Below are 12,350 nucleotides of genomic sequence, written 5' to 3'. Positions count from 1 at the left end.
TCCACCTTCCCTTATCCGCGCTGCCGCGGATCATTCAGCTAATGCTTCGTATATTACTAGGAAAGATTGAATATTTAGCTGCCATTAAGTCGGGTTTGTGCGAAAACGATGCGAAGATTGTGTGGAGTTTTCGCCGAGAACATGAAAAAGCGCCCCGCAATATCGCAGGACGCCCACTTTACGTAATCACTATGAGGTTAAATGCTTCGTAGATTCAATCGGAGACACCCGGTACACGTACCTGACCGACCACAGGTTGCTGACCAAAATCAGGATCGCGAAGCTTATAAAGAGCAGCAACAATTTAAAAATCGGAAATCCAAAGCGAAAGCCTAACACCATATCGCTGATTTGCGACTTACAAAGCACATAACCATAGTAACCCCCGACAACGAAACCTAGACTTGATCCAAAAATACTGAGCAATACCCCTTCCGCCACTACGTACAGCTGCAGTAGGTTCGGGGCGATCCCTAGAGTCCGAAGAACCCCTAGCTGCCTCTTCCTCATCTTGACAAGACGAGCCATTACGACCGCAAGACCGGCAATTCCGATGGCCATCGCCAAATAATTAAACTTTTCGAACAAGGCAAACAACAAACCGACGTCCCGGTAGAACCAGACGTCTTCGTCAACCGCGCTACGCAGCGGATAAACGTTGAATCTGGCCAATCCCAGCTCGCTCCGTTCCTGCCACTCGCGTCCGATCGCGGCGGAATCGAATCGCAATAGGAGGACGGAATTCAGCTCCTTGGCATTTCGGCCAAGCCGTAGCACTTCTTGTTCATTCATCCAAATTCCGATTGTCGCAGGATAAGCGATACTCCCTGCGTTCCACTCGTTAGTTCCTTCGTTCGCTACGCCTATGATCCGTTTGCGGATCGTCTGTCCGTTAATTCGGAAAACGATCTCGTCGTTGTCCCGTTTCCAGTTCTGACTTTCTATAAAACTCAGAGTACTAGTCGAAACGATTACCGCATCCGGGTCGCTTGCGAGCTTATTCCACAAGGATGCTCCGTCTCCGTCACCTTCTCGTCGCGGAGTTACGGAAAGCCGATTGGTCTGCGCGTAACGACGATCCACCCCGTTAATCTCGAAGCCGCGCCATTCCGACTCCCGCCATGGCAATCTAACTACCGAGGCATACTCGGGATATCGTTCCTCAGGGTAACCTATCTCGTCCAAATACGATTTGAGCTGTTCGGAAGCGATCACCCTAGCATCCTCGGCAAAGTAATCATATCCGCCCGTCGCCTCGCGATTCCCGGATTGAGTGACGACGACATGGATATAGTTTGATAGGACCGTAGAGAAGCTGACAAAACAACAAACCAAACAAAACATCAGCATGAGCAGACCCGTTCGGATCCGATGGCCTTTCAATTGGTTCAGCGCTAAATTCAGCATCGCATAGCAAGCCGGGACTTTGCTCGATAACCATAGAACCAGTCCGACTCCCCACTCCAGCCACCAAACGGCCCCATAGATAAGTAGAGGAATTACCAAAAACAAGCCCGCGGACCATAATAGCAAATCTACTCCATCGAACCAGGATTGCCGTACTTCAGGAATAGAGATCAAAACGACTAAGGAAAGAGTCAACGTAAGAATAATAAACGAAAAACCATAATGAAAAGCATATGCTCCTTTGGACGGGGCCCGGCGTATCGCTCCAACCGGTTCGGTTTGCGCCGAATTTCTTAACGAGATTTGGGACACCATCCAGACGCTGCCGAACAAGATACACGTTCCGATAGAACATCCGGTTAGCATCGCTTTCAAGCCGGTCTGCCAGGTTATGATTTGATCCAGCCACATCTCCTGCCCGAACAATCGGCGATTGCTTCCCATTACCCAAGCGGCCAAGCCGGTCCCCGCAGCGCTCCCGAGCAATCCGGAAAATAATGCATAACAAAGTCCTTCCAGTCTTAAAATCCGCTTTAGATCTAATCTGCTGAACCCTATTGAACGCATGACTCCCGTCCCAAATCTTCTCTCTTCCGCTATTAACCGGAATAAATTGATCGTCAGAATAATCGCCATCGCGATCGCGGTCGAGTTAATGATTCCGAAGAAATAAACGCCGAATGAGGAGACGCCTTCCAAACTAAGGGGCGTATCTTGCTGAATATACCGAGAATGCCATGGAGGCGGTACATGTAAATCCCCTATTGCGCTTGTATAGGAGCCGCTCGGCAAATCAAATAGCGATCTCGCCCGCTCCAATGAAATAATTGCGGTGGCATCTGCCTTCTGAAAGCCGCGATAAGCCAACAGCCCTTCATCCTCTTGAATTTGCTCAACCTGAAAAGCATGCTTGCGGTTATGATGATCCAGTAATTGAACGTAATCTCCCGCTCGCGCATTCAAGCGATCCGCAGCCGATTCCGACAGAACGATCCGATTCTCTCCGAGCGTGGACGGCCAATCTGCTTTACTCCCTTCCGGATTAAAGCTCTTGGCGACCGCGGGGTCAACCCCAATCACCAGCACGTTAGGCAATATAACGTCTTGATCAAGCTCCGACGCGGGAAAAAGCGTTACCGCATAGGACACGATAGGCCAGATATTCGGGTCGCCTTCGTCCGTCGCCAGCAGATCGCCCATGTCTTCGTCCGTAAAATAGGGCTTCTGAAGATGAGGCTGGTGTATGGCCATTACTTCATATTTAATCGCTTCGGCGGGCTTTTCCAAGTAAGCATTCGAACGCTCTTGAAAAGCATATCGGATACAAAATACAAGCGTTATCAGTGCGATGCATACGGATAATCCGACGATGACTAGAACCGAGCTAAACTTCCTCAAGTTCAATTCCCTTACCGCTATTCGACGGACATGCGGATACTTCAAGCTAATGCACAGGGCGTAGAGAAGAAGCGCGACTAACGGAAGCATCCATAGAAGCTCCATCACGCGAATCCCTCTCCCTCTCTGCCCGGAATTCGGCGATTCGTGCCGTTACGGCTCTCGGGAATCATCTTTCCGCTATCCATAAACAAAGTTCTATGCGCATAGCTGGCTACTTTGGGATTGTGGGTAACGATCACGAATGAAATCCGATCGTGTCTATTAATATGGTCGATAAGATCCATCACCATCTCGCTGCTTTTGCTATCCAGCGCCCCCGTTGGCTCGTCGGCGAATATGACTTGCGGTTCGTGCACGATGGCTCGGGCTAGCGCCACCCGTTGCTGCTGTCCTCCCGAAAGCTCGCCCGGCCGATGATGCTCCCTCTCCCGCAAGCCTACTCGCGTCAAAGCATGGCGCGCCTTCTCCCGTGCCGATCTCCGGGAGACTCCCTTGCACAGCAAGGGCAGCTCCACATTCTCGATCGCGGTAAGAATCGGCACCAAGTTGTAAAACTGAAACACGAAGCCAAGATGTCTGGCGCGAAAAGCATCCCTCTTGCGTTCGGACAAGTTTTGCAAGTCGATGCCCTCCATCCATACGTTGCCTGCGGTAGCGCTATCCATCCCCGCAAGACAGTTCAATAGCGTTGTCTTCCCGCAGCCCGACGGTCCCATGATCGCGACGATTTCCCCCTTGCGCAGTTCGAAGGAAATATCTCTAACCGCTTCTACGGTTTGATCGCCGGCGCCATATATTTTCCAAAGCTCATTTACCTTCATCGATAATGCCTCATCGAGCATACCGGCAATCCTCATTTCTCTGGTCGTGGCTTATACTTCTGGGAAGGTAGGCAATTGCAGAATAATCGTCGTACCCTTGCCTTCCTCGCTGAAAGCTTCCAATACTCCTCCGTGCGCTTCGGCGAATTGCTTCGCGATCGCGAGGCCGAGACCGGTTCCTCCGATCGATCTGCTTCTGGAATCATCGACGCGGTAGAACCTGTGAAAAATATACGGCAGCCTATCCGGCGGAATGCCCGGTCCGGTGTCCGCTACCTCGATGCGAATCTTCCCGTCCCGCTGCTGCGATTGCCGAATGCGAACCGTCCCTAGTTCCGGCGTATATCGGATGGCATTGCCGATGATATTGATAAGTACTTGTTTAATTCGAGAAATATCGCAATAGATCTCGCAATCGGCTTCCTCTTCATATACCAAGCGAACCTGTTTCTCTTCGGCATCCACCGTAAATATATCGACCACTTCGCGCAATACGAAGGATATTTTAGTCCATGAGCGATCGAGCTTGAGCCGTCCCGATTCCGCCAAGCTGATCTGCTGCAGCTCCTGAATCAGGTGGGTCATTCTCTTCGTCTCATCCAACAGGGATATCAGATTATCGTGCTTAAGCTCAAGCGCGCCTCTGAGCATCGTCTCCAAGTGTCCGCGCAAGATCGCCACGGGAGTTCTCAACTCATGGGCCGCGTCCGAAACCAACTGATTGCGAACCTCTTCCCCTTTGATCCACTCTCCGGAAATTTTATTGAATAGAGTCGCCAATTCAGCGATTTCGTCGTTGCCCTTCACGCGTATTTCCTGAAAAACCCCCGCGCTCGATATTCCTTGCGCCCGATTAAGCAGGTACTTAACCCGTCCTGCGAACATCTGCGCAACTCCGAAGGATAATACCCAAATCACGGATAGGCTGAACAAGGACACGACCCAATAAACGGTATTGGAAGCTTTATCGTTGTCCCCGTTGCCCCAAGCATATCCGATGCCCACGGCCGCAACCAAAGTCAATGTCGATACGCTGCCGATCCCGATCGCAAGCTTCGCCCGCAGACTCATTTCGCGTCTCCGAACTTGTAGCCGACCCCATGCACCGTCACGATATAATCAGGGTTGGAGAAGTCCGTCTCTATTTTCTTGCGTATATTTCGGATATGCGTATCGATCGTCCGTTCATATCCGCTATACTCCTCGCCGAGCGCGATTTCCAGCAAGTCCAGCCTGCTGTAAACACGACCGGGAGACTGAGCGAGCGTCCTCAGAATCTTAAACTCGGTGGGAGTAAAAGCAACAGGCTGACCGTTCAAGCTCACCGTATGTTTGGGCAAGTCGATGAGGAGGGCGCCGCGCCTCAAAATGTCGTTCGCCTTCGCGACAGGCTCGGTGATCGCTCCCGAATGAGGCTTGACTCGGCGAAGAATGACGCGGATGCGCGCCTCCAATTCCCTGATGGAGAACGGCTTCGTAATATAATCGTCCGCGCCGAGCTCTAGCCCGAGCAGCTTATCGACCTCCTCCGCCTTGGCGGTAAGGAAAATAACGGGAACTTGGGAGAAGCCGCGAATATAACGGCACGTATCCAATCCGTTCATGCCCGGCATCATCCAATCGAGCAATACCAGATCGATATGGGGTTCGGACTGCAACAAGGAGATGGCGTCAGACCCGTTGGAGGCCTCCAGCACCCGATAGCCTTCGTTCTCCAAATAACTCGCGATAAAAGAAATCATCTTCTCCTCGTCATCTACGACAAGGATCGTCTGCTTAACGTCATTAAAGCGCAATGCGACGCACGCCCCTCTTTTTGGGATATCCGTTTTACTACATTGTTCATTCCACCCGCAATTGCCAAAATCCTCTATTATTCGCCGCGCGTCAATCCTCCCTATGATGTACATTGTACCTGCCGGATGTGAAGAAATTATCAAGCTGCGAACAAGAATTTTACTTAAATAACCGCCGCTTACCTAGACTCGAATCGTACCTTAACCTGAACCAAGGGGATAACGGCAAAAAGCCGACCCCGTAGGATCGGCTCGCTTCGCGTTCGAATTATTTGAAATCGCCGTACGGGATTTCGAATTCCGGCATTCCCGCCGCGTAAGGCGTGTACTCGTACTGCCCGAAATAGATGACCACGCCGCCGTGTTTCAAGAAATATTCCCTATTCGGCTCGATCGTCTCGAACGGGCTAATGAGTCCAAGCCCTCGCGCTTTGATCTGGCTCTTGATCTTGGCATTGATGATCGAAACGTATTTGGCGTTGCCCCCGGTAACGTCCTTCAACTCCAACAGCTCTCCCGTCGCCAAATCGAACGTATAGGGCACGCGCGCCGTAGAACCATGCGCCCCGCCCGTGTAAATATAATAATCCACGTACAAGCTGAGCTTGCCTCGTTCATTGTAAGTGATCGTATAAGTTCCTTCGAAGGAAGCAGGCGGAAGCGCTTCGTCCGACGCTTCGCCGAGCGATTCGCTAAGCGATTCCCGAGCCGCATCCGCATTGGCCTCGGCTTCCGATTTCAATAGTTCGTTAACCTTCTTCTGAACGGCGGCGTCGGCGAACTCCGAGATTTGGGGATAGTGGATCAACAGCGAGCTTCCCTTGCTCTCTTCCTTAATGACGCCAGACGTAATCTTGAGATCGTTCTCTTGGATCGCTTCGATCCCGATTACCTTCGTATCCGTATCGAAAGAAACTCCGTACCCCATCCTCTCGAGCAGGAACCGGAACGGAACATACGTCGTACCGTCCTGGACGATCGCCGGCAAGCCGTAAATTTGCTGATCGTTCAACTCCGCGCTGCCGTCCTGCAGGTTAAGCACGAGCTCCCGATCCCGGCCGGTTACGGTGACCGTCTGCTTCGCCTTGCTATAATCCGTGTTCAGTCCGATGCTCTTATTCAGGCTTCGAATGGCAATATAGGTCGTGTTATCCGTGTTGAGCGCGGACAAATTCGTGCGGACGCCGTCGACTTCTATCGCTTGGTTAATGATCTTGTAGGCGTTCAGCCCTGCCGCATCCGCGCTCTGTTGGGGCGCTGCCAACGATGCGGAAGCAAGCGTCGCCCCGATCGCAATCGCGATCAAACCTTTTTTGCCGCGTTCCAATCCTGCCTTTTTCATGCTCATCTCTCCTCGATCAATGAATATCCTATTCCGTTTAAGCACCCACATCCCATATAGACGCAGCAGAACGAAGAAAGTTCGAGGTTTGACCTGAAAAAGGCTCACGTTTCTATTACAATAGAATGAGATATAGAAGATTGAACTAGGCGGTGGCGTACAAGTGTCGGATAACGAAAAGAAGAGAGCCGGAAGAAACCGGACGATTACGCTGGATGATTCCGAGAGAAGCAAGTACGGCGCGCAATTGCTTGCGTTGTCGGCGAAAGCCGAGCCGGAAGACATCGTCAACCGCACGATTAACCAAGATCTGTTCGCAACGCTGGATTACTTGCCGGATGAATTCGTCGATCTTCTGATCGTCGATCCGCCTTATAATCTAACGAAATCCTTTAACGGCAAAACTTTTAACCGGATGGATCATCGGCAATACGCCGATTGGCTGGACGCCTGGTTCTCTCGGATTATCCGCATACTGAAGCCTAATGCCACTGCGTATATTTGCGGCGATTGGCGCTCGAGCCATTCGATCTTCGAGGTGGCTTCGAAGTACTTGAATGTGATCAACCGGATTACATGGGAACGCGAAAAAGGCCGCGGCGCGCTCTCCAACTGGAAGAACGCCTCCGAGGATATTTGGCACTGCACGAAGTCGGACAACTATAAATTTTACGTGGATCGCGTCAAAGTCAAACGAAAGGTCATCGCCCCTTACCGAACGGAAGATGGCTCGCCTAAGGATTGGAACGACGACTCCGACGGCAAATTCCGGCTTACTCACCCGTCCAATCTGTGGACCGATCTGACTGTTCCCTTCTGGTCGATGCCGGAGAACACCGACCATCCGACGCAGAAGCCGGAGAAGCTGCTGGCCAAGCTCATTCTCGCCAGCTCCGACGAGAACGACGTCGTGCTCGATCCCTTCAGCGGCGCAGGGACGACGTCCGTCGTCGCGAAGAAGCTGAACAGGCGATACGTGGGCATCGAGATCGACGAAACCTACTGCTGTCTAACCGAGAAGCGGCTTGAGATGGCCGAGAGCGACGCCTCGATTCAAGGGTATTCGGAGGGAGTGTTCTGGGAGCGCAACACGTTGCGGGAACAGGGCAGAGCGGCCAAACCGAAGGAGTGACCGCCGCATTCATGTAGATGCCGATACGGACAACCCTTCCAAGCAGCGCGACGAATGCCAGGCCTTTGATTGTTTTCTCCATCGTCACTTTCGTTTCCTCCACCCCGCTATGATTTACGAGGATCATAACAAGCGAAGCGTCCCGGCGTCATGGGAGGAGCGTCCCGGCCGGGAATGTTATCGGAACCGGGCATTGCGGCTACCACTTACTTTGCCTTTCGGCAATCTTGGTTTCTAATTCATCCAACCAGCCTTCCACATCGAGGCTGCTCAAGGCGGATACGTATTCCCCCCAATACTTGCGGAACTCTTCCTTCGTATCCGCGACTACCATTTGCGGCGGAATTCTCTCGTTAATCGCTTTCAGCTTTTGATCGAATTCTTTGGCGCTCTCGGACAGCTCTATGCTCCAAGCGGGAAAATATTTGCGCTTAGCGTTCGGCGGATTAAATAGATCTTCATAGGTACGAACGCCATATGCCTTCAGCAACTCGCGATCCGTCTCGGAATACTCCGCTTCTATTTCTTCGGGCTGCTGCATGGGATCGTAACTGTTTCCGTCGGGCATCGTTCCTACCGATCCGGGCCAGAAGTACATGATATCCCCGCTCCACCGAATGCGGTTGGCTTTATTTTTCAACCATTCGCGCTGCTCGGAAGTACGGTAAAACCTTCCTTGCTCCGTTACGCTGTAGTTTTCCCCCTTAAAACCCCAGAATCTTAACGCTTGAACTTCGTCGCGCGCCATGTAGTCGGCCATTTCAATCGCCCGCACCGGATCCTTGCAATTCACGGAAATGCTGAATCCGAAGCCGTAGTTCATTCTCGTATTGTCCATGTACTCTTCTTCGATATCCTCGTCGAAGGTTAACGGAAGCGGCACGTACGATTCTTCAAGCTTGCCTTGCTCCTTCAAAGCTAATTGCGCCTCTAGGATTTGCCAGGATTGATCGAACATGCCGAGCACTCTGCCGCTCGCCAGCTTCTCCAAGTATTGGTCGTAGTTCATGACAAAAGCTTCCCGGTCGATCAACCCTTCTATGTACATATCGTTTAATTTGTCGTAATACCGTTTGGTAATGCTCTCATCCAATTGATAGAAACGAGCCTGATAAGAGTCCGGATCGATCATGGCCAAAGAGTCGTTCGGGCCGCCCGCCAGAAATTGCATCGGCGTCGTCAAGGTGAAGTTCCGTTTGTCGTAGGTGAGGATTTCAAAAGGAATCGTTTCATTCCCGTCGTAGAGGGGATGCTTGCGAGAGTACTCTCTAAGCAACTCTACGTATTGATCGAAGGTTCGAACGGTCGGATATCCCGCTTCCTTGAGCACCTTCTTCTGCACCCAGAACGCGGCGTTAATCCATTTATTGGGCTTGCCCGTCGGCACGGACAAGGGAATGGCATAGATATGCCCATCTGCGGCCTTCATGCGCTCCCAGTGCGGTCCGTACAGCCTGAACAAATTCGGAGCATGTTCTCGGATTAAATCCTCCAGCGGAATAAGCGCGTTCGCTTCCAGCAAGCGGAACGTTCTGTCCCCGCCGTAGATCAGGTCCGGATAATTTTTGCTGCCGATCATCACCCCGAGCTTCTGATCGATCTCTCCGACAACCCGTTCGTACTGCACCGATACTCCCGTCCGCTCGGCGATGTAATCTCCGATAAGCGAATGCTCCGGCACGATATCCCCGGGAGAATTGACGAAATACGTAAACGCGATCGGAGCTTTCTTGCCGGAGTCCGCTTGCGAATCCGTTCCCGTACAGGCGCTGGCCATGCAGAGAGACAGGCACAGAAGCCAGCAGCCCGACCAGCGGCTTCTCCATACCGGATGCCGCTTCATGTCATCCCTCTTGCGTTCATCCGGTATTGGGAAGGGGTAACGCCCGTCCGCTTCTTGAACTGTTGGACAAAATAATCGTTATCTTTATAGCCGACCTCGAGCGCGATGACGAATACCTTTTTCTCGGTTGTGTTCAGCAGCCGCTGCGCTTCGTCGAGCCGAACCTGATGGACGTAATCGTTGAAATACTTACCCGTCGTTTTCTTGAATAATTGACCCAAATAGACGGGATGCATGTAAAGCTTGCTGGCGATTTCTTTAATCGTAATGTTGTATTGATATTTGTCTTTAATATAGGCGATGACGTCGCCGACCGCGCCGCTAACCGATATTTCCGGCGGAAGCACCTTGGGGAGCAGAGCTTCCCGGTCCAGTCGATCTTTGGCTCGGTTCAAAGCTACGATGAGTTGTTCCTCGTCAAGCGGCTTTAACAAATAATCCACGGCGCCGTACTTAAGCGCGCTCATGACGTAATCTAATTCGCTATAGCCCGAGATGATAATAAACTGGCAATCGATCCGTCCCGAAACCTCCATCATGAGATCGAGCCCGCTGAGCAACGGCATTCGCACGTCGGTAATCACCAAATCCGGCTTAACCCGCTCGATAAGCGTTAAGCCTTCCCGTCCGTTCTCCGCTTCCCCGCTTAGATGAAACCCATAGCTCTGCCAAGGGACGATTTGCTTTAATCCTTCGCGCATCTTCGGCTCGTCTTCCACAAGAAGGGTTTTATACATGTGTATCCCTCGATTCGGATTTACTTTCTACAATCGTATTAGCGGGGATAAGCATCGTAACCGTGGTTCCTCTGCCAGGCTCCGACCGGTAAGCGAAGTCGAATCCGTCGTTATAGTAGAGCTTAAGCCGGTTATATACGTTTCGGATTCCGATGTGGTTCCCTTGATTAAGCACATCGCCCCTCATCGCTTCTACGATGCCCTCCAGCTCTTCCTCCGACATCCCGATGCCGTTGTCCGCAATCTCGATTTTCACCATGCCGTCTTCCAGATTCCCCGTAATTCGGATCATTCCTACGTCCGCTAACCGTTCGATCCCGTGAATGCATGCGTTCTCCACGATAGGGAGAATGCTCATCTTCGGAATGGATACGTCCTTGATCGCATCCTCGATATGGAACTCGTAGCGCAAACGGTGCTCGAAGCGGAATTTCTGAATTTCGAGAAAATCCGTAATGAATTCCATCTCTTCGCTAAGCGGCACGAAATCTTCGCCCCACGTAATCGATCTTCTGAAGCTTCTAGCCAACCGGCTAATCACGAGAGCCGTATCGTGCTCGTTCTTCACCATGCTGTTCATGCGAATCGTCTCCAGCGTATTGAACAAGAAGTGCGGATTAATCTGGCTCTGAAGCGCGTTCAGCTGCGCTTGCTTGCGGCCCAATTCCGCTTCGTACACGTCTCGGATCAGCAAGCTGATCTGGCTCGTCAGCCGGTTAAACTCCTCGGTCAGCTGTCCGATTTCGTCTTTGGCTTGATCGACTTTAAGCAGGTCGTAATGCTGGTTCTTTACTTGTTTCATTTGTTTCCACAGGACGACGATCCGGGAATTCAGCGAGCCGGACAGCACGATAATGATCAAGCTGGGGAGCAAAAGATTGGCTAGCATTAAATAGATGAAGAACAGCCTCGAATGCCGCATCGCGCTGTCGATCTGATCCTTCGGATAAATGCCGATCATCTTCCATCCCTGCAAGTAGCTTACGTTATCGAACGTACTGGTGAGCACCAGGTTCTTGTCGCTATCCATCTGATCCTTCAACCCGATCGCCTTCTCTTGAGAGGAGTACAAAATATCCCCGTCATCGTTAATCAGATACAGATCCCCGATGGAGGAGTCGTCTTCCAGCGTTTCCTTAACGAATTGCGGCATAATATCGACCTTAAGAATCTTCGTGTAAGATCCGCTCTTCCGAAAATAATCGAGCTTGCGAATAATGCTGAGGTAAGACTCGTCCGGTTGTTCGGGATTTTTGTTCGTATGCAGATGAAGCGCGCCGATGACCGATTGATGGCGAATGCGATCGTACCATTCCTCGCTCTCCGTTTGTTTATCGATCAGTTTAAGCACCCCTGCTCCGATCAGCGTTTTGTTGTTGGTGTAGAGATAGGCATTGTAAAATTGCTTGTTGATCGAGACGAACTGATTGATGGAGCTGTTCAATATGGAATCGTAGGCGATAAGAACTTCGTTAGTCGTCGAATAATTGGCGTCCAGAGCGGCGCTTAATTCGCTGTCCGTATACAACACCGAAGAGATCTCGACGATCGATTCGATCGCTTTGCGATAAGTCTCTTTGCTTTTGTCCAAGGCGTGCGAGAGATCCGAAATTTTCTGCGCGCGAACATTGTCCGCCGTAATGTTATAGAAAATAAAATTCGTTATGATCATCGGAACGAATATGGCGACAACGTATAAGATCAGCAGCTTGTTTCGCAAGCGGATGTCGTTCCAATGCTTTAACGCTCTCGTAATCAATTGGGCCTCCCGTTGGCCTCATCGCCGATTGTATACGTTTTCAAAAACATTGTATTGGGGTTTTATGGAGATGTAAATAGACAACCTCCTTTCAGGCTGTCTATTTCAAGCT

General features: G+C 51.3%; 9 protein-coding genes. 1 reads left to right on the top strand and 8 read right to left on the bottom strand.

The window, feature by feature from the left end; genetic code table 11:
* Positions 1–189 precede the first annotated feature (189 nt).
* The 5 genes from FPL14_RS17685 to FPL14_RS17665 form a co-directional block, all read right to left on the bottom strand.
* On the bottom strand, positions 190–2,910 hold the full coding sequence (locus FPL14_RS17685; RefSeq protein WP_324617933.1) for an ABC transporter permease: 2,721 nt from the start codon (positions 2,908–2,910) through the stop codon (positions 190–192).
* Positions 2,910–3,629 (bottom strand): ABC transporter ATP-binding protein, encoded by a 720-nt coding sequence (locus FPL14_RS17680; protein ID WP_182299028.1) that lies wholly within the window; start codon positions 3,627–3,629, stop codon positions 2,910–2,912. The genes FPL14_RS17685 and FPL14_RS17680 overlap by 1 nt, the downstream gene beginning before the upstream one ends.
* Positions 3,630–3,680: 51 nt before the next feature.
* Entirely contained in the window at positions 3,681–4,700 is a 1,020-nt protein-coding gene (locus tag FPL14_RS17675) for a sensor histidine kinase (RefSeq protein ID WP_182299027.1), read from the bottom strand.
* Positions 4,697–5,425, bottom strand: a complete 729-nt coding sequence (locus FPL14_RS17670) for a response regulator transcription factor (RefSeq protein WP_229263557.1) — start codon at positions 5,423–5,425, stop codon at positions 4,697–4,699. Before FPL14_RS17670 ends, FPL14_RS17675 begins: the two co-directional genes overlap by 4 nt.
* 268 nt (positions 5,426–5,693) lie before the next feature.
* Entirely contained in the window at positions 5,694–6,767 is a 1,074-nt protein-coding gene (locus tag FPL14_RS17665) for a PdaC/SigV domain-containing protein (protein ID WP_182299025.1), read from the bottom strand.
* Positions 6,768–6,930: 163 nt separating this feature from the next.
* Between FPL14_RS17665 and FPL14_RS17660 the strand changes: the two genes are divergently transcribed.
* Entirely contained in the window at positions 6,931–7,899 is a 969-nt protein-coding gene (locus FPL14_RS17660; protein ID WP_182299024.1) for a DNA-methyltransferase, read from the top strand.
* A 199-nt stretch (positions 7,900–8,098) separates the two neighbouring features.
* Here FPL14_RS17660 and FPL14_RS17655 read toward each other — a convergent pair whose 3' ends face one another.
* The 3 genes from FPL14_RS17655 to FPL14_RS17645 are packed head-to-tail and all read right to left on the bottom strand — an operon-like array spanning position 8,099 to position 12,238.
* Positions 8,099–9,742, bottom strand: coding sequence for an extracellular solute-binding protein (locus tag FPL14_RS17655; protein WP_182299023.1), 1,644 nt, complete (start codon positions 9,740–9,742; stop codon positions 8,099–8,101).
* Entirely contained in the window at positions 9,739–10,479 is a 741-nt protein-coding gene (locus tag FPL14_RS17650) for a response regulator transcription factor (RefSeq protein WP_182299022.1), read from the bottom strand. Before FPL14_RS17650 ends, FPL14_RS17655 begins: the two co-directional genes overlap by 4 nt.
* Positions 10,472–12,238 (bottom strand): sensor histidine kinase, encoded by a 1,767-nt coding sequence (locus FPL14_RS17645; protein ID WP_182299021.1) that lies wholly within the window; start codon positions 12,236–12,238, stop codon positions 10,472–10,474. Before FPL14_RS17645 ends, FPL14_RS17650 begins: the two co-directional genes overlap by 8 nt.
* Between the last annotated feature and the right edge of the window lie 112 nt (positions 12,239–12,350).

Source organism: Cohnella cholangitidis (genome assembly GCF_014107495.1).
Lineage (GTDB): Bacteria > Bacillota > Bacilli > Paenibacillales > Paenibacillaceae > Cohnella > Cohnella cholangitidis.
Note: the sequence above shows the minus strand (reverse complement) of the source record. Positions and strands in the feature narration are given on the sequence as shown.